We start from the raw sequence: 24535 nt of genomic DNA, 5'->3' as shown, positions 1-24535 counted from the left end.
GTGCCGTGAACGATGCCGAAAACACCCAAAACTCTGCTTCCCAGCCGCTGGAGGAGCGCGTCAACAACCGCTCCCAGCGGCCCAGTTCCAATGCCTTCAAGGCCTTCATGGCCAGCAACTGGGCGCCGTCCAGCCAGGACCTGCCCCCGCGGGACGAGGTAGCCGGCTACGCCGCAACCCGGCGCAAGGCGATCTCCGCCCAGTTCAAGGGCGAACGCCTGGTCGTCCCGGCTGGACCGCTGAAGGTCCGCTCCAACGACTGCGATTACCGCTTCCGCCCGCACTCAGGTTTCGCGCACCTCACCGGGCTTGGCCTGGACCACGAGCCGGATGCCGTGCTCATTCTCGAACCGGTTGCCGAAGGAAAGGGCGACGACGGCAGCCACCACACTGCCACCCTTTACTTCCGCCCGCTGGCGGGCAGGGACACGGAACAGTTCTACGCGGACTCCCGCTCCGGGGAGTTCTGGATCGGGGCACGCCCCACCCTCGAAGAGTTTGAGGCCCGCCTGGGACTGGCCCCCGCGCACATCGACCAGCTGGAAACGGCCATCACCAAGGACGTGGGGGCCCCGGAAATCGGCGGTATCTCCATTCGCCTGGTCCGCAAAGTTGACGAGAACATCGACGCACTGGTGGACACGGCCCGGTACAACACTGCCAAGGACCCTGAGAACCTGGACCTTGGTGTCCTGGATGCCCTGGACGAAAAGCTCAGCGAGGCACTCTCCGAACTGCGCCTGCTCAAGGACGAGTGGGAGATTGAGCAGATGCGGATTGCAGTGTCCGCCACCGTGGAAGGCTTCGAGGAAGTTGTTAAGGCCTTGCCCCGGGCCCTCACGCACGCCCGCGGGGAACGCGTGGTGGAAGGCGCGTTCTTCGCCCGGGCGCGCGAGGTGGGGAACGAACTCGGCTACGACACCATCGCCGCGTCGGGCAACAACGCCACCGTGCTGCACTGGACCCGCAACACGGGGCGCATCCACGCCGGGGAACTCCTGCTCCTTGATGCTGGCGTCGAGGCTGACTCGCTTTACACCGCGGACATCACCCGGACGCTGCCGGCCAGCGGCACCTTCAGCGACGTCCAGCGCAAGGTCTACCAGGCAGTCCTCGATGCCGCGGATGCCGGCTTCGCTGCTGCCCAGCCGGGTACCAAGTTCCGCGACATCCACACCGCGGCCACCACGGTCCTTGCGGAGCGCCTGTCCGAATGGGGGATCCTGCCTGTCAGCGTGGAGGAGGCAATCAGCCCCGAGGGCCAGCAGCACCGCCGCTGGATGCCGCACGGTACCAGCCACCACCTGGGACTGGACGTGCATGACTGCGCGCAGGCCAAGCGGGAACTCTACCTCGACGGCGTCCTCACCGAGGGCATGGTCTTCACCATCGAGCCCGGCCTGTACTTCAAGAAGGAAGACCTTGCCATCCCGGAGGAATACCGCGGCATTGGCGTCAGGATTGAGGACGATATCCTCATGACTGCTGATGGCCCCGTGAACCTCAGCGCCGCCCTGCCGCGTAATGCCGAGGACGTGGAGGACTGGATGGCCGGCATCTACCGGACCGAAGAAGCCTGATCCGCGGCAGGGATAAAGCCTGCCGCAGCACAGACACGAACAGAGCGGGACCGCCGGATTCTATCCAGCGGTCCCGCTCTTTGTGCGTCCTGATGTCAGGCTCTGTAAACCTCCCGGCCGCTACTGCCGGTGTTCGCCGTGGTGCTGGTCGCCCTCGGATCCGTAGTGTTCTTCCGCACGATGAGCTCCACCGTGGTGTTCCTGCTGTTCCGCAGCATGTTCCGGGCTATGTCCCGGACCTTGCTGCCCGGCATCCGCGGCGGAATCCTGCGGGAGGCGGACGCCGTACTGCGGCCGGCCGTCCGGCAGGTCGGGGTAGCGGACGGAACGGACCGGCTGCTGCTGCTGGCCGCCGCCGTACTGCTGGTTGGCCTGCTGCCCGCCGTCGTCCGGGTAACCGTGCCCGGCCTGAGCTGCCCCGTCCTGGGCGGGTCCACCGTGTTCCGGGGAGCCGTGTTCAGGGGTGCCAGAAGACCGCTGGCCGTAGGGATCGTTCCAGCCGGCCGGACGTGCCGGACCCTGGCCCTGCTGCTGCGGATGCTGCTGCTGGTACGGCTGGTTGTAGTAATCGTTTTGCGTGTAGGGGCCGTGGCCTGAGGCAGCATCCGAACGCGACATCGGCAACTGCTGCAGGAGGCGCCGCGCCTCATGCGCTGCTTCGGGTGCCACGATGACGTCGTAGCTCGTTGCCACTACCTGGCTGGTGGACGTGAAGTCCCGCTTGCCGCGCTGCATGGCGTAGGTGACGATGCCGAACAGCATGAAGAAGGCGGCACCCATCAGCACCGAGGTCATGATCGAAAAGTAACCCGGGGAAGGCGCAAAGAAGGAGAGCATGACGCCCACGAACAGGCCAAACCACATGCCGCTCAGTGCACCCGAAAGGGCCACCCTGGGGTAGCTCAGGCGCCCCGTTACCCGCTCCACCATCTTCAGCTCGTTACCCACGATGGAGACCATCTGGACCGGGAACTGCTGGTCCGCCAGGTAGTCGACCGCTTTTTGGGCGTCGAGGTAGGAGGTGTAGGAGCCAACGGTGTCACCGGTGGGAACAGCCCGGGCATCGTCCGGTCCGTTCGGAGCGCCGGGCTTGGGTGCACCAAATATGTTCGACATAACCCCATTCTTGCCCATCAAGGTGGGTGCTGCCTGTAAATTCAGCTAAAAGAGAGCAGACTCGGTAGCCTGTAGTGGTGAGTACAACACCTACACGCGTCTTCGTGGCACGCCTCCTGGGCCTCGATGTTTTCGACCCGCTGGGCGACCGGCTGGGCCGGCTGCGCGACGTTGTTGTGCTGTCCCGGGGAACGCAGGGAGCCCCTCATGTGGTGGGCATCGTGGTGGAAGTTCCGGGAAAGAAGCGGGTCTTCGTGCCCATGACCCGGATCACCTCGATCGACCAGACACAGATCATCTGCACGGGACTGGTCAACCTGCGCCGGTTTGAACAGCGCGGGGCCGAAACGCTGGTGGTGGCCGAGATGTTCGACCGCCGGGTCACCCTCCGCGACGGCAGCGGCGACGCCACCATCGAAGACATCGCCATAGACCAGCACAGGTCCCGTGACTGGTTCGTCAGCAAGCTCTTCGTAAGGCGCGGGCACTCGCTGTCCCCCCTGAGCCGGCTGCGCCGCAACGAAACCCTGATTATCGACTGGGCGGACGCCCAGCAGGGCCAGAAGACCGAGCCGCAGGCCGCCACCCAGTTCGTGGCCAACCACGAGGACCTCAAACCTGCAGACTTCGCCGAGGCCCTCCAGGAGATGAGCGACAAGCGCCGCTTCGAGGTGGCCAGTGAACTGCAGGACGAACGCCTGGCGGACGTCCTCCAGGAACTGCCGGAGGACGACCAGGTGGAGATCCTCTCCGCCCTGGATGTCCAGCGCGCAGCCGACGTCCTGGAAGAGATGGATCCGGACGACGCCGCCGACCTCCTCGGCGAGCTCCCCTCCGCCCAGGCCGAGGAACTGCTCCAGCTGATGGAGCCCGAAGGCGCCGAGGACGTCCGCCGCCTGCTCGAGTACGACGAGGACACAGCCGGCGGCCTGATGACTCCCGTGCCGGTCATCCTTCCGCCGGAGGCCACCGTCGCCGAAGCCCTGGCCCACGTCCGGCGCGAGGAGCTCTCCCCCGCGCTGGCGTCGTCGATCTTCATTGCCCGGCCGCCCCTGGAAACGCCCACAGGCCGTTTCCTGGGCGTGGTGCATATCCAGCAGCTGCTGCGTTTCCCGCCGTTCGAGGCCTTGGGAAACCTGGTGGACAAGAACCTTGAGCCGTTGTCCGACCAGGCCCACATCAGCGAAGTGGCGCGCACGCTGGCTACCTATAACCTGAACTCCCTTCCGGTGGTCAATGACGCCGGCCGGCTTGTGGGGGCGGTGACTGTTGATGACGTATTGGATCATTTGTTGCCGGACGACTGGCGCGCCCATGATGGCGAAGCCCCGATAAGAAAGCTCGGTGGCCGCATTGGCTGAGATCAGCACTCCGAAGAGCCCCAACCAGCGGAACCCGGCCAAAGCGGAATCAAAGGGCAGCCTCGACACGCCCCTCAGCGGCCGGCAGCGGATCCTGCCCAAACTCTCCCCGGACCCCGACGCATTCGGCCACGCCACGGAAGGCTTTGCTCGGTTCATGGGCACGCCCCAGTTCCTGGTTTACATGACCGTGTTCTGCATCTTCTGGCTGGGCTGGAACACGTGGGCGCCCGTCGATTGGCAGTTCGACTCCAGGGACCTTGGCTTCACCCTGCTGACCCTGATGCTGTCGTTGCAAGCCTCTTACGCAGCACCCCTGCTGCTGCTGGCGCAAAACCGGCAGGATGACCGTGACCGCGTCTCGTTGCAGCAGGACCGCCAGCGTGCCGAGCGCAACCTGTCCGATACCGAGTACCTGACCCGTGAGCTTGCCTCCCTCCGGATCGCGCTGCGCGAGGTGGCCACCCGCGACTACGTCCGGGCCGAGCTGCGCTCCCTCCTTGAGGACATGCTGGAAGCCCAGGAGGAGCTCCGCACCCACGACGACACCGGCCCTGGTTCCCACGAGTCGCCGCGGGACAAGGTCAAGGACAAGCTGCGTGAACAACGGGACCGGCAGCGCAGCCCGCGTACCCAGCAGATTCCCCGGGTCAAACCCGGCCACTCTGCACAATGACCGCCAGGCCGCCCACCAGGTGCCGGCCCGCAACCGCATGAAAGCCGAGGCTTCTCCCATGAGCGCCCCCACCGATCCGGCAACATCCAGCGAGACTCCGCTGCACCAGGCGGTCAACAACGCCCTGGCCACGGTCATCGACCCTGAGCTCCGCCGGCCCATCACCGAGCTGGGCATGGTGGATTCCGTCAAGGTTTCCGACGACGGCAGGGTCGCCGTGGCGGTCCTGCTCACCATTGCGGGCTGCCCGCTGCGGGACACCATTACCGCAGATTCCCGGAAGGCTCTTTTCGCGGTCCCCGGGGTCACCGCCGTCGACGTCGAACTCAGGGTGATGGACCAGGCCCAGCGCGACGCCCTCAAGGAGAAGCTGCGCGGCGCGGGCGGGCAGCGCAGCATCCCGTTCAACGAGGCCGGCTCGCTTACCAAGGTCTATGCGGTGGCAAGCGGCAAAGGCGGGGTAGGCAAATCCTCTGTCACCGTCAACCTGGCCAGCGCCTTGGCTGCCCAGGGCCTCCGGGTAGGAATCGTGGACGCTGACGTGTACGGCTTCTCCGTCCCGGCGCTGATGGGCATCACGCAAAAACCCACCCAGGTGGACGACATGATCCTGCCGCCGGTTGCCTACGGGGTAAAGGTAATCTCCATCGGCATGTTCGTCAGTGGCAACAAGCCCGTTGCCTGGCGCGGACCCATGCTGCACCGGGCCTTGGAACAGTTCCTCACCGACGTCTATTTCGGCGACCTGGACGCCCTGTTCCTGGACCTTCCGCCGGGGACCGGTGACATTGCCATCTCCGTTGCGCAGTTGCTGCCCAAGGCCGAAATCCTGGTGGTCACCACACCGCAGCCCGCGGCAGCGGACGTCGCAGAACGGGCCGGCGCCATTGCTATGCAGACAGGTCAGAAGATCGCAGGCGTCATCGAGAACATGTCCTACCTTGAAATGCCCGACGGCGGCCGGATGGAATTGTTTGGAAGCGGCGGCGGGGACGTCCTCACTGAACGCCTCAGCGCCTTGGTGGGGACGGATGTTCCGCTGCTGGGCCAGATTCCCCTGGACATCCAGTTGCGCGAAGGCGGGGATTCAGGGGTGCCGATCGTCCTGGGCAAGCCGGATTCGGCAGGAGCAGCGGCGTTGGCGGGCATCGCGGGGCAGCTGGCGGCCAAGCCGCGTGGCCTTGCCGGGATGAAACTCGGGCTGCAGCCCCGCTGAGTGCGGGGCTAGGTTGCTTCGGTGTCGAATGGGGCAATGTCGCCCGGAGCCAGCCTTTGTACAACCCGTTCGGGGCGGGCGGGAGCCGCTTCGGCAACTGCCGCTGCGCCGGAGACTGCGGCCACGGCGGCCGGGGCGCCTGCGCTCACCGGCTTGGTGTCGTCGTCGAGCAGTGCTTCCTTGATGATGCGCCGGGGGTCGTACTGCCGGGGATCGTATTTCTTCCAGTCGACATCGTCGATGTCGATGCCCACTTCTTCCTTGATCTGTTCACGGGCACCGTTGGCCATGCGCCGCACTTCCTTGACCAGGTTTGCCAGCTTTTGGGTATATTCCGGCAGCCGCTGGGGGCCGATCACCATCACGCCTATGATCAGCAGAAGAATGAACTCCGGGCCGTTGATTCCAAACACTTTAGGAAGATTACCCTTTCCGGGCTGCGAGTGACGATTCCCGTCCGGCGGACGGAGCAAGAGTCCGCATCACTGGGTGAACAAAGCGGCAATCTTGCTGAACCCGCGCTCCAGCCGGGTCTCCAGGGGCTCGGCGGTCTGTCCCTCAGGGGTTTCCGGAACGGCGGCCGCCACCCCCTCCGCGGCAGTGTCCGCAAGTCGCTTGAGGATAGGCAGTGCTTCGTTGGCCTGCGCGGCGGGCAGGTCCGAGCGGTAGGTGATAGTCAGGCCGGCTGCCCGGTAAGTGGCAGTCCAGGGAGTGGTGGCCCAATCCCCTGAGAGGCCCGTGCTACCTCGGGCTCCGGCGGTTTCCCCCGGCACGCTTCCTGCAGCCGGCGTGGCCTGTGCTGCGGGGTGCCCGCTGACCGGGTGCTGCTCGGTAACGGTGGCATGCTGGGCTCCGTTGGTGAGCCGGAGCTCCACTGCGGGCTGGCCGTCAACCACCAGCGCCTTGGCCGTTTCGAGGCGGAATCCCAGGGCCTGCAGGTCGGGGCAGGCCCATCCCTCGGAGCGCAGGGTGGCCAGTTGGGCTGGGCTCAAAGTCCGGCCATCGGCGGGGGTCTGTGACGACACGTGCGAGAAGGCGGCTTCGGTGCCCTGGGCCTCGCCGCCGGCAGGATCGCCTGCAGCTGTGAAGGCCCCCACGGCCAGCACTCCGGCGGCGGCCATGGTTCCGCCTGCGGTCAGCGCGAGGGCCCGTACGGCCAGGCGCGAGGTGCTGCTTTGGTGCCCGGGCGGGGGCGGCTGGGCGGCCAGTTCGTGGGTGCGCGCCAGCAGCCGTGCCGTCAGGTCGTCGCTGGCGGGCGGGATGGGAGCGTCCCGGAGACGCTCAAGGTACTGCCGTTCCCGGCGGACGGTGGCGGCGCACTCGTGGCAGGCCTCAAGGTGGCTGCCCGTGCGCTGATGCCTGCCGCCGAAAGGAAACTTGGAATTCATGTCCCGTTCAGAGGATGCCGGCGATGCGCGGCATCGAAAGCTTCCGGCGGGACTGCTGCGGACGCGGGTCACGGTGGGCCAGCTTCTCCCGGAGCATGGTCCTGCCGCGGTGGATGCGCGAGCGGACGGTGCCCAGTTTTACGCCCAGCGCTTCCGCGACTTCGTCGTAGGACAGCCCTTCGAGGTCACACAGGACGACGGCGGCGCGGAAGTCCGGCGGAAGTTCCTCCAGCGCGGCCTGCACATCCAGGTCCAGGTTGTTCAGTTCGAAGCTCTGTTCCGGACCGGGTTCCCGGCCGGGCAGGCGGGACTCTGCGTCTTCCGCCAGTGCGTCGAAACGGATGCGGGTCTTGCGGCGCGCCTGGTCAAGGAACAGGTTGGTGGTGATTCGGTGCAGCCAGCCGTCAAGCGTTCCGGGTTTGAAGTTCTCCAGGGAACGGAAGACGCGGACGAACACTTCCTGGGTAAGGTCCTCGGCGTCAAACTTGTTGCCGGTCAGGCGGTAAGCCAACCGGTAGACCTTTGCGGAATGGTTGGTGACCACTTCTTCCCAGGTGGGACGGACCCACTCATCATCGGGATTGGTGACTGCAGGGACAGGTGCCACAACTGAAGATGACATCGTCCACTCCCCTCGTGGAATGCTAACGCCCGGATACTGTTGACATCTCTGATTCGGCGCCGGTCACCGTTTGGATGAGCGGATACCAATCATGTCAAACTTGGCTGGGAATTTCCTGACTGCCGGCAAACTTCAGCCTTGGGCCCAACAGGTTCTTCCCCGGCCTGCAGTCCCGCACCCAGTAGGCTTGAGGAAACATTCCCCCCTTACGCCCAGAAAGCGATAATCCATGAGCGCCGACAAGTCCAGCAGCTGGTCCTATGCAGAAGATCTGCCCGCTGAGGATGAGGTTATGCTTCGGGCCCGGGAACGTTCGTTTGAACTGGGGGTCAACGCCATCAGCCCCGGCGTGGGCGCAGTCCTCACGGTGCTGGCTTCGGCATCCAAGGCCCAGACCGCAGTGGAAATCGGCACTGGCGCCGGAGTGTCCGGCGTGTGCCTGCTGCGGGGTCTGGGTCCGCACGCGGTCCTGACCACTATCGACGTCGACGTCGAACACCTGAGGGCCGCCCGGGAGGCCTTCGCCGAAGCCGGCAGCCCCGCCAACAGAACCCGCACCATTTCCGGCCGCGCGCGCGATGTCCTGCCACGGCTGACGGACGGCGCCTACGACCTGGTGTTTATCGACGCGGACAAGCCGGGCCTCCCCGGCTATGTGGAACAGGCCATCCGGCTGCTCAAGCGTTCCGGTTTGCTGGTCATCAATGACGCCCTGGACAAGGACAAGGTGGCCAACCCTGCGGGCCGGGAGCCGAACACAGTGACCTTGCGGCAGGTGGGCAGGGCAATCCGCGACGACGACAGGTTGGCTTCCGCCATGCTTCCCACCGGGGACGGCCTGCTGGTGGCCGTCAAGAAATAGGGATCCCCGGAGACAGAACAGGGCCCGCAGCCGGTAGGCCGCGGACCCTGTCGTGCACGATTTATTCGGTAACGCCGACCAGGCATTCCCTGAGATTGGCTGCTTCGGCAGCATTGAGCTCGACCACAAGGCGCCCGCCGCCTTCGAGCGGGACGCGCATGATCAGGCTGCGGCCCTCCTTGGTGACTTCCATTGGGCCGTCGCCGGTGCGTGGTTTCATAGCCGCCATGAGGAATTCCCCTCCATTTTGTTCCAGGACTAATCAGCCCGGGCGGGCTGTGTCCGCATGTCGATCAGGCGGCTCTGGCGGCGTGGTGGTCACCACGGCCAGGGCTGCGAGTTTTCTGAATGCTTTTGTCCTTGCTTACCTATCATTATCGCGGAATTACCCGTCCGTAGCTAATCGATGGACATTTTCCTGCAGGGGGTATTCCCGCCCTGACCTGCGCAGAAGCAGGTTTTGCTAGGGCGGATAATCGCCTCCGCCGGGCAGCGGCGCCCAGGCCCACAGCCAGACGATCCATACAACCTGGAGCAGCAGGAACATCACCACCACGGCCCCCCGGTATGCCCTTGAGCGGGACAGGAACACCGCGCCCAGCGCCAGCGGGAACAGCGGAAGCAGCATCCTGAAAGTGCTGGTCTGGGGATGGAGGAATGCCAGCAGGTATCCCATGTAGCAGGCACACCAAAGCCTCAGTTCGACGCCGAGCCGTACCACCGGGCGAAGGAACAGCATCGCGCCAAACAGTGCAACGAAGGCCAGGGGTGCAAGGACGCCCAGCACGGGGCCAAAAAGCTCGACGCCGGTGTCGAACCACGGCTTGAAAGGCACCAGGTCCTGGCCACGCCACACCGTCTCCGTCTTGGTGTACGCCCGCGGGTCCCCCGTGGCGGCCCACGCCATGGCGGGCCAGGCCAGAGCGGAGACGCCCGCGACGGCGGTGAGCCCGGTAAGTGCCGCGAGGTCCCGGCCAGAGTGGGCCGCGTCGTCGTCGCCGCGCTGCGGGCCGCCACGGACGAATGCCACGGCGCGGAAGACCAGGAGCAGCCCCACCGTGGCGGCAAAGGGGACACCGACGGGCCGGGACAGGCACAGCAGGACCACCACGGGGATGGCCCACAGGTAGTGCCGGCGGACCACCAGCAGCAGGGCCCACGCGAGCAGCAGCAGCGACAGGGGTTCGGCGTAGGGCACCTGGAGGACGGCGGAGACGGGGAAGGCTGAGAAGAAGGCAACGCCCCACATGGCGGACGGGTGGCCTGCCTTCTGCCGGAACAGTCTGTAAACCGCGAGCGCGGCGCCCCAGCCGGCCAACATGGCGATCAGCGTAAGCGACGCGGCGGAACTGAGACCGGTGAGGCGGCTGAGTCCGCCGGCGAGTGCCGGATAGAGCGGGTAGAAAGCCCAGGTGTTCTCCTGCACATTGCCGGCACTGTCCGTGGGAAGGACCGACGGGTAGCCGTTGGCGATGACTTGGCCGTACCAGCGGGCATCCCAGATGTTGATGAAGTTCCAGTAATCCGGCTTGGGCGGGAACCATGGGTTGGGGCCCTGATGAAGTGCCGCGGCCATGAAGATGCAGGCTGAAACCAGCCGCGCCGCGGCATACAGCGCGGTTACCTGAAGCCACGACGGCCAGCTGCCGACAGCGGACGCCACGCGGTGGGCTGCGTTGCCGGCGGACGCCAGCGGGCTGCGGCGGGCCACGGTACTCACAGGCCGCCTTTCCCCGGTGCTGCGTCCTCAGGGACGGGTGCGGAACCGGCCGGGAGGGCGGTTTCCCCGCTGTCCCCGGCTCCCGCCGCTCCGGACCGCTCCCCGGCTTCATTGCCGGCGGCGGATCCATCGCCGGAAGCCTGCTCCGCCGGCAGCTCCGGGGAGGTCTCCAGCCGGCCGCGCAGCTCTGCTATTTCCGCGTCCTTTGCTGCCAGCTGGTCCCGCAGTTCGTCCAGGACCTGGTCCACCTGGTCCATCCGGTAGCCGCGCAATCCCAGCGAAAAGCGCAGCCGGGTCACGTCCTCCGGCACGGCCTGCTCCGGCAGCAGCACCGGCGGAAGGTTGGCGGGCGGTTCTTCGAACCCACCGTCAAGGAGTGCAGGCAGCCCGGCTTTGCCGGCTTTGCGGGAACGCCGGCCCAGGCCGGCCCAGAGGACCGCCGCCGCCAGCACGACAGCGAGGAAAACGAGGAAGAAGCTCACGGTTCCATCGTGCCAGACCGCCGGCTGGAACCGTTGCGCGCGCTGCTCCGGCGGCTACTCCGGCCGCTGCTCGCCGTTCATGGCGGGGGCCACCGCGGCGTGGAGGACGCGGTCCACGGCTTCGGCGGGGTCGTCCACCAGCTGGATGAGGTCGAGGTCCTTCTCGGAGACCATCCCCTCGGCCACCAGGGTGCCCCTGATCCAGTCGATCATCGGTCCCCAAAAGTCGACGCCGAGAAGCACGATGGGGAAGGAGGTCACCTTCCGGGTCTGCACCAGGACCATGGCTTCGAACAGTTCGTCCAAGGTGCCCAGCCCGCCGGGCAGCACGATGAAGCCCTGCGCGTACTTCACGAACATGGTTTTGCGGGCAAAGAAGTAACGGAAGTTGATGCCGAGGTCCACCCACTGGTTCAGGCCCTGTTCGAACGGCAGCTCAATGCCCAGGCCCACCGACACGCCGTTGCCTTCCACCGTTCCCCGGTTGGCCGCTTCCATGGACCCCGGGCCGCCGCCGGTGATCACGGCTACCCCGGCTTCAGCGAGCTTGCGCCCCACTTGCACGCCCATTTCGTAGTACAGGCTTCCCGGCTTGGTACGGGCCGAGCCGAAGACGCTGACCGCTTTTCCAATGTCTGCGAGCGCCCCGAAGCCCTCCACGAATTCGCTCTGGATGCGCAGGACGCGCCAGGGATCGGTGTGGACAAACTGGCCCGGGCCTTTGGTGTCGAGCAGATGTTGGTCCGACATTTCCACTGCCGCTTGCTTGCGGCGCAGCTCAAGGGGCCCCTTGTGGCGCGGCTGGGAATTCTTGGCCGAATCTGCGTTGATGCTCATTCCCCTAGGCTAACCTCCAACGGCAGGTATCTCTTGAATCACGATCAGCATGATCTTGGGGTGATTGGCGTCATAACCTCCTGTTGTTCGCTAGATTCTTTCCTATGACTACTCATGTGCCCGGCGATACTCTCGTCTCCCTGAACGCCGTAAATAAGCATTACGGCCAGCTGCACGTTCTGAAGGACATCAACCTGCAGGTCCGCAAGGGCGAGGTTGTTGTGGTCATCGGGCCCTCCGGCTCCGGTAAGTCCACCCTGTGCCGGGCCATCAACCGCCTGGAGACCATCGAGGGCGGAACCATCAGCATCGACGGGAAAGTCCTCCCCGAGGAAGGCAAGGAACTCGCACAGCTCCGCGCCGACGTCGGAATGGTTTTCCAGTCCTTCAACCTGTTTGCGCACAAAACCATCCTTGAGAACGTGACGTTGGGGCCTATCAAGGTCAAAGGCGTTTCCAAGGCGGCCGCGGAAAAGGACGCCATGGCGCTCCTTGAACGGGTGGGCGTGGGCCACCAGGCTCCCAAGCTCCCGGCCCAGCTCTCCGGTGGCCAGCAGCAGCGCGTCGCGATTGCCCGCGCCTTGGCAATGAAGCCGAAGGTCATGCTGTTCGATGAGCCCACGTCGGCCCTGGACCCCGAAATGATCAACGAGGTCCTGGATGTCATGGTCCAACTCGCAAAGGAAGGCATGACCATGATCGTGGTTACGCACGAGATGGGCTTCGCCCGCAAGGCCGCCGACCGCGTGGTCTTCATGGCGGACGGCCAGATCGTGGAAGACGCCACCCCGGAGGAATTCTTCACCAACCCGAAGAGTGACCGCGCCAAGGACTTCCTGTCCAAGCTGCTCACGCACTGATCCATCCGAACCACCACACTTCAGTTCGCATCCAGGCCGAAGATCCCACGGCCACCAATGAAAGGAATGTCATGAAGGCATTTATGTCCCGGCGGAAGTCCTTCGTCGTGGCGGCTACCGCTGCCCTCGCCCTGTCCCTCAGCGCCTGCGGCGGCGGCGACTCCGGCGGGTCCAGCAACCCCAGCCCCGTCGAGAAGCCGTCCTTCGCTGCCGGCACCACCATGCAGAAACTCTCCTCCGCCGGCAGTATCAAGATCGGCACCAAGTTCGACCAGCCGCTGTTCGGCCAGGTGGGCCTGGACGGCAAGCCGGTCGGTTTCGACGTTGAAATCGGCAAGCTGGTCGCCGCCAAGCTGGGCATCCCTGCAGACAAGATCGAATGGTCCGAGACTGTCTCGGCCAACCGCGAGCCCTTCATCGAGCAGGGCAAGGTGGACCTGGTCATCGCCACCTACACCATCAGCGACAAGCGCAAGCAGGTTGTGGACTTCGCCGGCCCGTACTACGAAGCCGGCCAGGCGCTCATGGTGAACAAGGACAATGACAGCATCAAGAAGCCCGAGGACGTTAAGGGCAAGAAGGTTTGCTCCGTCACCGGCTCCACCCCGGCTGCCACCATCGTGGACAAGTACGGTGCCGAACTGGTTCCGGCAGCCACCTACTCCGCCTGCCTTGAGCCGCTGCGCAACAAGCAGGTTGAAGCCGTGACCACGGACAACGTGATCCTCGCCGGCTTTGTGGACAAGGAACCGGACGCCTTCAAGCTCGCCTCCGATGAAACCTTCACCAAGGAGCCGTACGGCATCGGCCTGAAGAAGGGCGACACCGAATTCCGCAACTGGATCAACGACCAGCTCGAATCCTTCGAAAAGGACGGCTCCTACAAGAAGGCATGGGAAGCCACTGCAGGTTCGGTCATCAAGACTGCGCCGACCCTCCCGGCCATCAACCGTTACTAAGTAGCGTCCGCCGCACCGCCGGGGCTGCCTGCAGCCCCGGCGGTACAGCCTTTAATCCGTCCACGCTTACAGCCGAAGGATCTTATGGACGTCATCTTTGAAAACCTGCCCCTGTACTGGGAGGGTTTTCTCCGCACTCTTTTTCTCTCCGTCGTCTCCGGCATTTTCGCGTTGATCCTTGGCACCTTGCTGGCCGCGGCGCGCGTCTCCCCGGTTGCGGCGCTCCGCGGCTTCAGCACCGTGTACGTGGAGGTCCTCCGCAACACCCCGCTGACCATCGCGTTCTTCTTCGCAGCGGTGGTGCTCCCCCGGATCGGGGTCAAGTTCGAGCAGTTCGAGATCGCCGCCATCATCGCCCTCAGCACCTACACCGCCGCGTTCATCGCCGAAGCTGTCCGCTCAGGTGTCAACAGCGTGCCCGTGGGCCAGGCCGAGGCAGCACGCAGCATCGGCATGAAGTTCAGCCAGGTGCTCTCGCTCATCATCCTCCCCCAGGCGCTGCGGACTGTGATCCCGCCGCTGATCAACATCCTGATCGCCTTGGTCAAGAACTCCTCGGTGGCCGGCGCCTTCTTCGTGCTGGAGCTGTTCGGCTACGGCCGCCAGCTGGCCAACGCCAACGGTGACGCCGTCATCACAGTCCTGCTGGGCACGGCGTTCTTCTATCTGCTCCTCACCGTCCCGCTGGGAATCCTCGCCAACACGGTGGAACGAAAGGTGGCGATTGCCCGATGAGCTCGGTTCTTTACGATGTCCCCGGCCCCAAAGCACGCCGGGTTTCCCTCATTGCCTCCATCGTCGGCGGCCTGCTGATTCTTGGCCTGTTGGCCTGGGTGGTCCTGATTCTCGCCCAACAGGGCATTTTCGAAGCCCGCCGCTGGCAGATCTTCACCCGCGCCGACGTGTGGCGCTTGCTCGGCAACGGGCTGGGCTCCACGCTCTCCGCTGCTGCACTCGCGGCCGTCATTGCGTTCCCGCTGGGCCTGATGCTGTGCCTGCTGCGCATCTCGGACGCCGCAGCCATCCGGGTGCCCATACGGGTCATCCTGGAATTCCTGCGCGGCATGCCCGTGGTCCTGATGATGCTCTTCATCCTCCTGGGCTTCGGCACCTCCGCGTTCGTCGCCGTCGTGGCCGGCCTGGTGCTGTACAACGCGGCTGTCTTCGCCGAAATCATCCGCGCCGGTATCCAGTCCCTGCCCAAGGGGCAGCGCGAAGCCGGCCTGGCCATCGGCCTGACCAGCTACAAGTCGCGCATGCTGATCGAACTGCCGCAGGCAATCCGCCGCATGATGCCCTCGCTCGTTGCGCAGATGGTGGTGCTGCTGAAGGACACCTCACTGGGCTACATCGTGGCGTACGGGGAGCTGCTGCGCGCCGTCCAGGTCATGGCGGACTTCCTGGGCACCCAGTACCTGTTCCCCATCTTCTTTGTGGCGGCGGCCATCTACATCGCCATCAACATTTCGGTTTCACGGCTCGCCGTGTGGATTGAACGGCGGGGCTCGAAGAAGGCCGCCGGCGGCACGGCGCCAGCAATGATACGAACAGGCTTGGAGGGCGCCGGGAACGATCCCGTTGCCAGGAACACGGTCCCGGGTCCGGGACAGAAGTAACGCCTCTCCCAACAAAAGGGTCTGCCGCTGCGAGCGGCAGACCCTTTTCTTGTTTTGCGTGGATCTCCTCAGGAAGCGAGCCAGCTTTGCAGCGCGGCGAGGCATTTGCGGATGGCGTCGGCGTGGACGTGCTCGTTGTCCTTATGCGCAAGGAGCGCATTGCCGGGACCGAAGTTCACTGCCGGGATCCCCAGTTCGCTGAAGCGCGCGACGTCGGTCCAGCCGTATTTGGGCTTGGGCTCGGCTCCCACGGCGGCAACGAAGGAGGCGGCAGCCGGGTGCTGCAGTCCGGGCCGCGCGCCCGCGGCGGCATCGGTGCGCACCACGTCAAAGCCTTCCAGCAGTTCCCTTACGTGGGCTTCGGCCTGGTCCGGCGTCTTGTCTGGGGCGAACCGGTAGTTGATTTCCACCACGCAGCGGTCCGGGATGACGTTGCCGGCGGTGCCGCCGTTGATCTTCACCGCGTTGAGGCTTTCCCGGTAGTCGAGCCCGTCCACGTTGATGGTCCGTGGCTCGTAGGCTGCCAGGCGGGCCAGGATGGGCGCAGCGTCGTGGATGGCATTGCTGCCCATCCATGCGCGGGCCGAGTGCGCGGCCTCCCCCGACGTGCTGGCCTCAAACCTGCTGGTGCCGTTGCAGCCACCCTCCACAGTGCCGTCGGTAGGCTCCAGCAGGATCGCGAAGTCCCCCTGCAGCAGGTCTCCGTGGTGGCGGACCAGGCGGCCCAGGCCGCTCTTCACGGCCTCCACTTCCTCATGGTCGTAGAACACAAAGGTGACGTCCCGCTTGGGCTGCGCGCCGCCGTCGAACATTCCTGCAGCCAGTGCCAGCTGGACCGCCACGCCGCCCTTCATGTCCGTGGCCCCGCGGCCGTACAGAATGCCCTCCCCGGGGACCCCCGACTCCCAGCTGGAGGGGACGGTGCCCCTGGAACCTTCGGTCTGGGGCAGCGGGACCGTGTCCAGGTGTCCGGCAAGGATTACCCTCTCACCCAAGCCGAGTTCCGTCCGGGCGATGATGGCATCACCGTCGCGCACCACGGCCAGCTGTGGGATCTCCAGCAGGGCAGCCTCAACCGCGTCCGCCAGCTGCGTCTCGTTGCCCGACACGCTGTTGATGTCCATCAGGGCCGCGGTCAGCATCGCTACGTCCTGGCGAAGGTCAAGGACGGACACGGAAGGTTCAGGGGCGGTTTCAGCAGTCACGAAGCCAGTCTAGTTCGAACCGTCCGCCCGGCCCTCGATAGACTGGGGCACATGACTGAGACCGCTTCCTCCGCCGTGCCCGAAACCTTGACCTCCAACGCTGACGACCGTTCCGCCTATGGCTTTGGCGTAGCCACCATCGCCACCGCCGGGAGCGAACCAACTGTCCTGGATGCCTGGTTCCCGGCACCGGCCCTCGGTGTGGCGGAGGAGAACCTCCGCTCGGTGGAAAACGCCGACGAAGCCCTGACCGCCATCGCCGAGAACGGCGCCGACGAGGACCGCGGCACCGAGCAGAAGGTGGTCTTCGTCCAGATCAACCTGGACGAGGCCCCGGCGGATACCGCTGACGCATACCTGCGCCTGCACCTGCTGTCGCACCGGCTGGTCCAGCCCAACACCATCAACCTGGACGGGATCTTCGGCAAGCTGCCCAACGTCGTGTGGACCAACTTCGGGCCGGCGGCTGTTGAAGGCTTTGAATTGACGCGCGCAAGGCTGCGCCGCCGAGGCGCCGTCACCGTCTACGGCATCGACAAGTTCCCGCGCATGGTGGATTACGTGGTGCCCAGCGGCGTGCGGATTGCCGACGCCGACAGGGTCCGCCTGGGCGCGCACCTGGCCGCCGGCACCACCGTCATGCACGAAGGTTTCGTGAACTTCAACGCCGGGACCCTGGGTACCTCCATGGTGGAGGGGCGGATTTCCGCGGGCGTCGTGACGGGCGACGGCAGCGACGTAGGCGGCGGTGCCTCGATCATGGGCACCCTCTCCGGCGGTGGCAAGGAAAAGATCACCATCGGTGAGCGCGTACTGCTCGGTGCGAACTCCGGCGTGGGCATCAGCATTGGCGACGACTCGGTGGTGGAGGCAGGACTGTACGTCACGGCAGGCACCCGCGTCCGTGTTCCCGGGCCCAAGGACGAGGTGGGCGAGGACACCACCAGGATCGTCAAGGCCGCCGAGCTCTCCGGCGTCCCCAACCTGCTGTTCCGCCGCAATTCCACCACCGGCGCGGTGGAGGCGCTGCACCGCAAGGGCCAGACCGTTGAACTGAACGACGCCCTGCACGCCAACTAGTTCCTTCATGGCACCTCTGTCTGTGCCGCGCAGACGCGGCCTGCGCCGTCTGGCGGTGCTGCTCCTCACCCTCGCACTGGTAGCGGGAGGCATTTATACGGCGGTGTACTTTGTGCAGCGTTCCGAGACCCTCGTTTCGGAACGCTGCACAGCCAAAGCCGCCGACCGGACCGGGGAGCTGGCACCCGACCAGGCGTCCAACGCGGCTTTGATCACTGCCGCGGCGGTCCGGCGGGGCCTTCCCCCGCGTGCTGCCACCATCGCCTTGGCGACGGCCATGCAGGAGTCGAAGCTGCGCAACATCGGCCACGGCGACCAGGCCGGACCGGACTCGCGCGGACTCTTCCAGCAGCGGCCGTCCCAAGGCTGGGGCACGGAAGCGCAGATCATGGACCCCTACTACGCGGTCAATGCGTTCTATGACGCCCTGGTGAAGATTCCCGGGTACGAGACGCTGGACATCACCGAGGCGGCCCAGGAGGTCCAGCGGTCCGCCTACCCCAAGGCTTATGCACAGCACGAGGACATGGGACGGGCGTTCGCTTCAGGGCTGACGGGACAAACGCCGGCAGGAGTGCAATGCACGCTGCGCTCCCCCACGGCAGGCGGGAATTCAGCATCGGTGGCCACCGAACTGGACCAGGCCTATGGCGGCGTGGACAGCCAGGTGGACGGTGCCGCGCTGGTGGTGGACGCCGATGGCGCGTTGGCCTGGTCGGTTGCGCAGTGGGCCGTTGCCAACGCCAAGGACCTCGCCGTGACCCGCGTGGAGGTGGCCGGACACACCTGGCAGCGTGCCGGTGGCGACGGCTGGCAGGTAACGGGTTCCCCGGACGGGCAGGTGCGCATCACCGTACGGACGGCCGACGGCGACAGCTGAGGCCGTCGTCGGCCTCGCCGTCGGGGGGGGCTAAACCAGGATCTCCAGCACCGGCTGGACGTAGCTGCGGAACAGTTCGGGCTGGCTCATCAGTTCCTGGCTCATGATGATCTTGTCCGGCTCCAGGTACCAGGCCCGCTGCTCATCCAGTGGCAGCTCAATGATGGTCAGCTTGAAGTCCCGTGAGTCCCGTCCCACTTCCATCAGCCGGTCATCCACCATGTCCAGGAGCAGCTGGGCCGTTCCGGTGGCCACGCGTTCAGCTTCCAACTCCGAATACTCGCTCCTGCGCTCCCTTGCCCAGGTGAGGGCGGAACCGAAGTGCGCCTGCAGTACCCGCCGCAGCGCCGGCGAGTTGCCGAACGCTTCAAAACCGGGTGGCGATAGTTCCGGCGACGATTTGGGATAGGCCTTCAGCAGTTGTTCCCACCAGGCTTCCCATTCGGTCTTCAGTGCGCTGAGCCCGCCCACGTCGGCGGTCAGGTGCGTGTGGTCGGCAGGGCGGACTTTGGGTGACGCGTGGGACAGTATGGGCTGGCCCACTCCATTTAGGCCGGCCGTGTCCCGGACGTAGAGCGCAATCATCATCGGCCCGGACGTGTCCGTGATGATTTGCCACCCTGAACCGCTTGCGTGCTGCATCCGAAGTCCTTTCCTGGCCTGCTCGTTCCGGGCGCCATGATCCGGTCCGGCGTACCGGCTATCAGTCTATTCCCGCAGCCATTTCGCGGTAGTGCCGGTTGGGCGGCGGATGGGACTGCAGATTTGCCCGCCCGCTTACCGGGCCAGCCCGTCGAGGTGCCGCTCCAGGACGTCACGGCATACCTGCGCCGTCATCCACCCGGGTTGCAGCAGGGCATGCATGCACAGGCCGTCCAGTGTAGCCAGGAGCCGTTCCGCCTCGACCACCAGCGTCTCCTGCGGCTCGTCGTCCGGGAGCAGGGAGGCCACCACCGCGCCGACGATGGCCGCGACTTCGCGGTGGCTGCGGTCCGCTTCGGCGGCCAGGAAGGGCCTGATCCGCGCAGCATTCTTGAATGCCAGCCAAGCGCACGCCTCAACGGCTGTTACCTCGTCCAGGGGAAGCATGCCGCCCAGGAGGGTTAGGACTGCTTCCCGCTGTTCGCCACTGCCCCCGGCTGCGTCCTGCACCGGTGGCAGCAGGGCCTGAAGCCGGGACACTATGCGGTCCACCACCGTGCCGAAAGAGAACGCCAGGAGCTCCTCGCTGCCTTCGAAGTAGTGGCGGACGGAACCAACCGCCAGCCCGGCTTCGTCCGCTACTTCGCGCAGGGAGGCACGTTCCAGTCCGTCCACGGCGATGATGCGGAGAACCGCGTGGACTACATCCTGCCGCCGGGCCTCGGCATCAACTATTTTGGGCACCATTCTTATTAGCACAGATGTGCTTCCATCACGGTACCCATGCGCCCGCCATCCGGGACGCGCGGGCGGGGACTACCTGCTGTGGGATAGCGTTGGGGCATGAAAATCTTGGTTACAGGGGGCACCGGCTACATCGGTTCCCACACCGTTCTTTCCCTGCAGGAAGCCGGCCATGACGTGGTCGTCATCGACAACCTGGTCAACTCCAGTGAGGAATCGCTGCGGCGGGTGGCCGAACTCAGCGGCAAGGCCGCGGAGTTCCACCACGTCGACCTCGTGGATGAGGCCGCCGTCGAAGAAGTGTTTGACGGGGCAGGCATCGACGCGGTCATCCATTTCGCCGGGCTCAAGGCCGTGGGTGAATCAGTGCAGGAGCCGCTGAAGTACTACTACAACAACCTGGTGGGCACCCTGAACCTGATCCGCGTCATGGACAGGCACGACGTCCGGTCCATCGTCTTCAGCTCGTCAGCCACCGTGTACGGCGAACACAACCCCATTCCCTATGTGGAAAAGATGGAGATCGGCGCCAACAACCCCTACGGGCGCACCAAGGAGCAGATCGAGGACATCCTCTCCGACCTCGGCGCCGCCGACTCCCGCTGGCACATAGCACTGCTGCGCTATTTCAACCCGGTGGGCGCGCACCCCTCGGGCCGCATCGGCGAGGACCCCCAGGGCATCCCCAACAACCTGGTCCCGTTCATCGCCCAGGTGGCCGTGGGCCGCCGGGAGAAGCTCATGGTGTTCGGCGGCGACTACGACACCCCGGACGGCACCTGCCTGCGCGACTACATCCACGTGGTGGACCTGGCCGAAGGACACGTCGCAGCGCTGAACCACATCGCGGACCGCACCGGCGTCTTCCGCTGGAACCTCGGCTCCGGCAAGGGCTCCTCTGTCCTGGAGGTCCTGCGCTCCTTCGAGAAGGCCGTCGGCAAGCCCATCCCCTACGAGATCACCGGGCGCCGCGCCGGAGACCTTCCGGCGTTCTGGGCGGACGCCACCTCAGCCTTGGCGTACCTGAGCTGGTCCACCACCAAGACGGTGGACCAGATGTGCGAGGACCACTGGCGCTGGCAGAAGAACAACCCCCAGGGCTACGCTTCCTGACCCTCCCCCATCGATTGCTCCGTACTTGTCGTTATCACGTTCCAAAACGACACTTACGGAGCACTCGATTTAAACAAGAGCGGCCGCCCACCTTTGGAAGGTGGGCGGCCGTCGTCGTCATTGCTGCTGCGCCGGGGACGGTCAGCGGGCGGGGTAGTCCCGCTCCGGCTCGCCGATGTACAGCTGGCGCGGGCGGCCGATCTTGGTGTTCGGGTCGCTGATCATTTCGCGCCACTGGGCAATCCAGCCGGGCAGGCGCCCGATGGCGAACAGGACGGTGAACATCTTCTCGGGGAAGCCCATGGCCTTGTAGATCAGGCCGGTGTAGAAGTCCACATTCGGGTAGAGCTTGCGCTGGATGAAGTAGTCGTCGCTGAGCGCCTTTTCTTCCAGGCGCATGGCGATGTCCAGCAGTTCGTCGTTGCCGCCGAGCTTGCTCAGGATCTCGTGGGCCGTGGCCTTGACGATCTTGGCGCGCGGATCGTAGTTCTTGTAGACGCGGTGTCCGAAGCCCATGAGGCGGACGCCGTCTTCCTTGTTCTTCACCTTCTCCATGTAGTCCTCGGGCTTGAGGCCCTCGGCCTGAATCTGGCGGAGCATCTTCAGCACTGCCTCGTTGGCGCCGCCGTGGGCAGGGCCGAAGAGGGCATTGATGCCGGCGGAGACGGAGGCGAACAGGTTGGCGTTGGAGGAGCCCACCAGGCGCACGGTGGAGGTGGAGCAGTTCTGCTCGTGGTCCGCGTGCAGGATCAGGAGCAGGTCCAGGGCCTTGACGATCACCGGGTCCAGCTCGTACTGCTCGGCGGGCAGGCCGAAGCTCAGGCGCAGGAAGTTCTCCACCAGGTTCATGGAGTTGTCCGGGTACAGCATGGGCTGGCCGATGGACTTCTTGTGCGCGTACGCGGCGATGACCGGCAGCTTGGCCATCAGGCGGATGGTGGAAACCTCCACCTGCTCGGCGTTGAACGGGTCCAGCGAGTCCTGGTAGAAGGTGGACAGCGCGGACACGGCCGAGGACAGCACCGGCATGGGGTGCGCGTCACGGGGGAAGCCACCGAAGAAGCCCTTGAGCTCTTCGTGCAGCAGGGTGTGGCGGCGGATCTTCTGGTCGAACTCGTCCAGCTCGGTGGGCGTGGGCAGGTTGCCGTAGATCAGCAGGTAGGACACCTCGAGGAAGCTGGAGTGCTGCGCCAGCTGCTCGATGGGGTATCCGCGGTAGCGCAGGATGCCTGCATCGCCATCGATGTAGGTGATGGCGGACGTGGTTGCTGCGGTGTTCATGAAGCCGGGGTCAAAGGTCACGGCACCGGTCTGCTTCAGCAGCTTGGAGACGTCGTAGCCTTCGTTCCCTTCAACAACCTGGATGCGCGGGAGCTTCAGCTCGCCACCTGCGTGGAGCAGGGTCGCAGCATTGTTGGTCTCAGTCATGGAGTCCCCTTCATGAGGCGTCTTTGGCCTCTGTCGAAAGCTTGATCCAACATCAGGTGAGCCGCGCACGAATCCTGAGAAGACAGGTTCCAACACCCGGGCTGCCTTCTTGTAGAAAGCCACCATTGATCAGTTAAAAAGTACCGCTCCTTGGCGGGTGTCACTAATCCGGGGCCTGCCTGTGCGGCCTAAAACACGCAGTATGTGGGGCGAGTCACACGAATATTACGTACCCTTAGGAGCCGGACCCCGCCAGCCGCGCGACGGCCGCATCAATGCGCTCATCAGAACCGGTGAGGGCAACCCTGACGTAGCCGTTGCCGGCGTCCCCGTAGAAGACGCCCGGCCCCACCACGATGCCACGCTGGGCGAGGCGCTCCACGGTGTCCCACGTGCCCTCTCCTGCCGTCGACCAAAGGTACAGTCCGGCGTCGGATTCCTTGATCTCCAGGCCGAAGTCCAGCAGCGCGGGCACCAGGCGTTCGCGCCGGCCCCGGTACAGGTCCTTCTGGGCCTCCACGTGCGCGTCGTCGCCCAAGGCAACCCGCATGGCTTCCTGGATGGGGTACGGCACAATCATGCCTGCGTGCTTGCGGCTGTTGACCAGGTTCGGCATCAGGTCCGGATCCCCGGCCACGAACGCAGCCCTGTAGCCGGCAAGGTTGGACTGCTTGCTGAGCGAATAGACGGCGAGCAGGCCCTGGTGCGACCCTCCTGCCACCCGGGGATCGAGGATGCTGGGGACGCGCTGGCCGCCGCGCTGGACGTCCCAGTCACCCCATCCAAGCTCTGCGTAGCATTCGTCCGAGGCCACTACCGCGCCCAGTTCGCGGGCCTGGACCACCAGGGCTTTCAGCGATTCCGCGTCCCGGACGCTGCCGGTGGGGTTCCCCGGGGAGTTGACCCAGATGAGGCGCACGCGGGAGCGGGTGGCGTCGTCAAGCTCGTCCAGGTTGTCCGTTGCCACCGAGGTGACCCCGGCGAGGGTCGCGCCGATATCGTACGTGGGGTAAGCCACCTTGGGCCGTACGACGACGTCTCCGGGCTTCAGGCCCAGCAGCAGCGGGAGCCACGCAACGAGTTCCTTGGAGCCCACCGTGGGCATGATGTTTTTGGGGTCCATGCCCCCCACTCCGCGCCGGCGTTCGAACCAGCCCGCGATGGCTTCCCGCAGCGCCGGCGTGCCGTGGACGGTGGGATAGCCCGGGGCATTTGCCGCAGCCTTCAGGGCATCCTGCACCAGCTGCGGCGTGGGATCCACCGGAGTCCCGATCGAAAGGTTGACGGCTCCGCCGGGATGCGCGGAGGCTTTGGCCACGTACGGTGCCATGGCCTCCCATGGGTAATCGGGCAGATCCAGGCCAAAAGAATTCACTGCTGCGGTCACTGTGTACGTCCGCGTCAGTGGTCTTGGTTCTGCGGGGGCAGGGCAGCGATCATCGGGTGGTCCTTGCCGGTGTTGCCGATCTTGGCCGCGCCGCCCGGGGAGCCGAGGTCATCGAAGAACTCCACGTTGGCTTTGTAGTAGTCGGCCCACTCCTCCGGGGTGTCGTCCTCGTAGTAGATCGCCTCAACCGGGCACACCGGTTCGCAGGCTCCACAGTCGACGCATTCGTCCGGATGGATGTACAGCGAACGCTCGCCCTCGTAGATGCAGTCGACCGGGCATTCTTCAATGCACGCCTTGTCCTTGACATCCACACACGGCTGCGCGATTACGTACGTCACGTCCCTGGCCTCTCCACGTTGGGGTTCCGGCGTCCCGCCGGCTCTTGCATCCGGCGGTACGGCCGGAGTCTGACATCTGAGCCTATTATCCCCCGGCCCTTTCCCGCGAACCTAGCCGGGGGTCCTAGTATGAACTGGTGAGTCAGCCCGTACCTGCGCCAGCGCGCTTCCTTGCCTCGGTTGAGCCAGGCACCCGGGTGGTGGTGCGCTACGAAATCGAAGGCGGCCTCACGGATGCCCTGGGGCACCTGCTCGGGTGCGACGCCGGTTCCTGTACCGTCCGCACCCGGCAGGCCGACGTCGTGATTCCCCTCGAGCGCGTTGTGGCGGCGAAGGAAGTGCCGCCCGCTCCCCCGCGGCGTCCCCGGGCTGCGCGCTGAAGTCTGTTCTCAGTACGCAGGGACTGCTTGGGCGCATCCA

General features: G+C 65.5%; 27 protein-coding genes. 13 read left to right on the top strand and 14 right to left on the bottom strand.

Annotated elements, in window-relative coordinates; translation table 11 throughout:
* The first annotated feature begins 5 nt into the window (after positions 1 to 5).
* Positions 6 to 1580: an aminopeptidase P family protein gene (locus tag QF031_RS06075; RefSeq protein ID WP_307425412.1), complete on the top strand. Its 1575-nt coding sequence runs from the start codon at positions 6 to 8 to the stop codon at positions 1578 to 1580.
* A 120-nt stretch (positions 1581 to 1700) separates the two neighbouring features.
* Here QF031_RS06075 and QF031_RS06070 read toward each other — a convergent pair whose 3' ends face one another.
* Positions 1701 to 2696: a general stress protein gene (locus QF031_RS06070; protein WP_307425408.1), complete on the bottom strand. Its 996-nt coding sequence runs from the start codon at positions 2694 to 2696 to the stop codon at positions 1701 to 1703.
* Between the two features lie 77 nt (positions 2697 to 2773).
* On the opposite strand from QF031_RS06070, the gene QF031_RS06065 reads away from it, so the two are divergent.
* From QF031_RS06065 to QF031_RS06055, 3 genes are read left to right on the top strand one after another with little or no spacing between them, the layout of a single operon-like run.
* Positions 2774 to 4057, top strand: a complete 1284-nt coding sequence (locus QF031_RS06065) for a magnesium transporter MgtE N-terminal domain-containing protein (RefSeq protein WP_307425405.1) — start codon at positions 2774 to 2776, stop codon at positions 4055 to 4057.
* Positions 4041 to 4733, top strand: coding sequence for a DUF1003 domain-containing protein (locus tag QF031_RS06060; RefSeq protein WP_307425402.1), 693 nt, complete (start codon positions 4041 to 4043; stop codon positions 4731 to 4733). Before QF031_RS06065 ends, QF031_RS06060 begins: the two co-directional genes overlap by 17 nt.
* 58 nt (positions 4734 to 4791) lie before the next feature.
* Positions 4792 to 5949 (top strand): Mrp/NBP35 family ATP-binding protein, encoded by a 1158-nt coding sequence (locus tag QF031_RS06055; RefSeq protein ID WP_307433169.1) that lies wholly within the window; start codon positions 4792 to 4794, stop codon positions 5947 to 5949.
* An 8-nt stretch (positions 5950 to 5957) separates the two neighbouring features.
* Here QF031_RS06055 and QF031_RS06050 read toward each other — a convergent pair whose 3' ends face one another.
* The 3 genes from QF031_RS06050 to sigE all read right to left on the bottom strand — a co-directional run bounded on the left by QF031_RS06050 (position 5958) and on the right by sigE (position 7959).
* Entirely contained in the window at positions 5958 to 6362 is a 405-nt protein-coding gene (locus QF031_RS06050; RefSeq protein ID WP_307425399.1) for a Sec-independent protein translocase TatB, read from the bottom strand.
* A 69-nt stretch (positions 6363 to 6431) separates the two neighbouring features.
* A complete protein-coding gene (locus QF031_RS06045; protein WP_307425397.1) occupies positions 6432 to 7337 on the bottom strand; it encodes an anti-sigma factor in 906 nt (301 codons plus the stop codon).
* 7 nt (positions 7338 to 7344) lie between these two features.
* Positions 7345 to 7959 carry an RNA polymerase sigma factor SigE gene (gene sigE / locus QF031_RS06040; RefSeq protein WP_307425396.1) on the bottom strand — a complete coding sequence of 205 codons (615 nt, stop codon included), beginning with the start codon at positions 7957 to 7959 and terminating at the stop codon, positions 7345 to 7347.
* Positions 7960 to 8188: 229 nt separating this feature from the next.
* On the opposite strand from sigE, the gene QF031_RS06035 reads away from it, so the two are divergent.
* Positions 8189 to 8821 carry an O-methyltransferase gene (locus tag QF031_RS06035; protein ID WP_307425393.1) on the top strand — a complete coding sequence of 211 codons (633 nt, stop codon included), beginning with the start codon at positions 8189 to 8191 and terminating at the stop codon, positions 8819 to 8821.
* Between the two features lie 61 nt (positions 8822 to 8882).
* On the opposite strand, the gene QF031_RS06030 is transcribed toward QF031_RS06035, so the two are convergent.
* The 4 genes from QF031_RS06030 to QF031_RS06015 all read right to left on the bottom strand — a co-directional run bounded on the left by QF031_RS06030 (position 8883) and on the right by QF031_RS06015 (position 11860).
* Entirely contained in the window at positions 8883 to 9050 is a 168-nt protein-coding gene (locus QF031_RS06030) for a DUF3117 domain-containing protein (RefSeq protein WP_083435355.1), read from the bottom strand.
* A gap of 234 nt (positions 9051 to 9284) precedes the next feature.
* Entirely contained in the window at positions 9285 to 10541 is a 1257-nt protein-coding gene (locus QF031_RS06025; protein WP_307425391.1) for a hypothetical protein, read from the bottom strand.
* Positions 10538 to 11023, bottom strand: coding sequence for a DivIVA domain-containing protein (locus QF031_RS06020; RefSeq protein ID WP_307425389.1), 486 nt, complete (start codon positions 11021 to 11023; stop codon positions 10538 to 10540). Before QF031_RS06020 ends, QF031_RS06025 begins: the two co-directional genes overlap by 4 nt.
* A gap of 54 nt (positions 11024 to 11077) precedes the next feature.
* Positions 11078 to 11860, bottom strand: coding sequence for a TIGR00730 family Rossman fold protein (locus QF031_RS06015; protein WP_307425386.1), 783 nt, complete (start codon positions 11858 to 11860; stop codon positions 11078 to 11080).
* A 104-nt stretch (positions 11861 to 11964) separates the two neighbouring features.
* On the opposite strand from QF031_RS06015, the gene QF031_RS06010 reads away from it, so the two are divergent.
* The 4 genes from QF031_RS06010 (at position 11965) to QF031_RS05995 (ending at position 15295) form a co-directional block, all read left to right on the top strand.
* Positions 11965 to 12720: an amino acid ABC transporter ATP-binding protein gene (locus QF031_RS06010; RefSeq protein ID WP_214946026.1), complete on the top strand. Its 756-nt coding sequence runs from the start codon at positions 11965 to 11967 to the stop codon at positions 12718 to 12720.
* A 71-nt stretch (positions 12721 to 12791) separates the two neighbouring features.
* Positions 12792 to 13679: a glutamate ABC transporter substrate-binding protein gene (locus tag QF031_RS06005; RefSeq protein ID WP_307425382.1), complete on the top strand. Its 888-nt coding sequence runs from the start codon at positions 12792 to 12794 to the stop codon at positions 13677 to 13679.
* 84 nt (positions 13680 to 13763) lie between these two features.
* Positions 13764 to 14414 (top strand): amino acid ABC transporter permease, encoded by a 651-nt coding sequence (locus QF031_RS06000; protein ID WP_142117084.1) that lies wholly within the window; start codon positions 13764 to 13766, stop codon positions 14412 to 14414.
* Positions 14411 to 15295, top strand: coding sequence for an amino acid ABC transporter permease (locus tag QF031_RS05995; RefSeq protein WP_307425377.1), 885 nt, complete (start codon positions 14411 to 14413; stop codon positions 15293 to 15295). The genes QF031_RS06000 and QF031_RS05995 overlap by 4 nt, the downstream gene beginning before the upstream one ends.
* Before the next feature lie 68 nt (positions 15296 to 15363).
* Here the strand turns inward: QF031_RS05995 and dapE are convergent, their stop codons facing one another.
* The gene (gene dapE, locus QF031_RS05990; protein WP_307425374.1) at positions 15364 to 16500 is read right to left on the bottom strand and encodes a succinyl-diaminopimelate desuccinylase; all 1137 of its coding nucleotides are present in this window, start codon (positions 16498 to 16500) and stop codon (positions 15364 to 15366) included.
* A 51-nt stretch (positions 16501 to 16551) separates the two neighbouring features.
* Here dapE and dapD point away from each other — a divergent pair, with 51 nt between their 5' ends.
* On the top strand, positions 16552 to 17580 hold the full coding sequence (gene dapD, locus QF031_RS05985) for a 2,3,4,5-tetrahydropyridine-2,6-dicarboxylate N-succinyltransferase (RefSeq protein ID WP_307425371.1): 1029 nt from the start codon (positions 16552 to 16554) through the stop codon (positions 17578 to 17580).
* 22 nt (positions 17581 to 17602) lie between these two features.
* Positions 17603 to 18460 carry a hypothetical protein gene (locus tag QF031_RS05980; RefSeq protein ID WP_442439606.1) on the top strand — a complete coding sequence of 286 codons (858 nt, stop codon included), beginning with the start codon at positions 17603 to 17605 and terminating at the stop codon, positions 18458 to 18460.
* 30 nt (positions 18461 to 18490) lie between these two features.
* Here the strand turns inward: QF031_RS05980 and QF031_RS05975 are convergent, their stop codons facing one another.
* Positions 18491 to 19102, bottom strand: a complete 612-nt coding sequence (locus QF031_RS05975) for a hypothetical protein (protein WP_307425367.1) — start codon at positions 19100 to 19102, stop codon at positions 18491 to 18493.
* 135 nt (positions 19103 to 19237) lie between these two features.
* The gene (locus tag QF031_RS05970) at positions 19238 to 19846 is read right to left on the bottom strand and encodes a TetR/AcrR family transcriptional regulator (protein ID WP_307433167.1); all 609 of its coding nucleotides are present in this window, start codon (positions 19844 to 19846) and stop codon (positions 19238 to 19240) included.
* Positions 19847 to 19945: 99 nt separating this feature from the next.
* On the opposite strand from QF031_RS05970, the gene galE reads away from it, so the two are divergent.
* Complete coding sequence (gene galE / locus QF031_RS05965) at positions 19946 to 20959, top strand: UDP-glucose 4-epimerase GalE (protein WP_307425364.1); 1014 nt, start codon at positions 19946 to 19948, stop codon at positions 20957 to 20959.
* 141 nt (positions 20960 to 21100) lie between these two features.
* Here galE and QF031_RS05960 read toward each other — a convergent pair whose 3' ends face one another.
* From QF031_RS05960 to fdxA, 3 genes are all read right to left on the bottom strand, one after another.
* Complete coding sequence (locus QF031_RS05960) at positions 21101 to 22387, bottom strand: citrate synthase (RefSeq protein ID WP_056334606.1); 1287 nt, start codon at positions 22385 to 22387, stop codon at positions 21101 to 21103.
* A 235-nt stretch (positions 22388 to 22622) separates the two neighbouring features.
* Positions 22623 to 23774: a succinyldiaminopimelate transaminase gene (gene dapC, locus QF031_RS05955; RefSeq protein WP_307425361.1), complete on the bottom strand. Its 1152-nt coding sequence runs from the start codon at positions 23772 to 23774 to the stop codon at positions 22623 to 22625.
* Between the two features lie 14 nt (positions 23775 to 23788).
* Complete coding sequence (gene fdxA, locus QF031_RS05950; RefSeq protein WP_013601705.1) at positions 23789 to 24115, bottom strand: ferredoxin; 327 nt, start codon at positions 24113 to 24115, stop codon at positions 23789 to 23791.
* A gap of 137 nt (positions 24116 to 24252) precedes the next feature.
* Here fdxA and QF031_RS05945 point away from each other — a divergent pair, with 137 nt between their 5' ends.
* Positions 24253 to 24495: a putative acetyltransferase gene (locus QF031_RS05945; protein ID WP_307425358.1), complete on the top strand. Its 243-nt coding sequence runs from the start codon at positions 24253 to 24255 to the stop codon at positions 24493 to 24495.
* The last annotated feature ends 40 nt before the right edge of the window (positions 24496 to 24535 follow it).

This window comes from Pseudarthrobacter defluvii (assembly GCF_030816725.1).
Taxonomy (GTDB): domain Bacteria; phylum Actinomycetota; class Actinomycetes; order Actinomycetales; family Micrococcaceae; genus Arthrobacter; species Arthrobacter defluvii_A.
The sequence above is the reverse complement of the archived record's forward strand: the minus strand, read 5'-3'. Positions and strand labels throughout refer to the sequence as shown.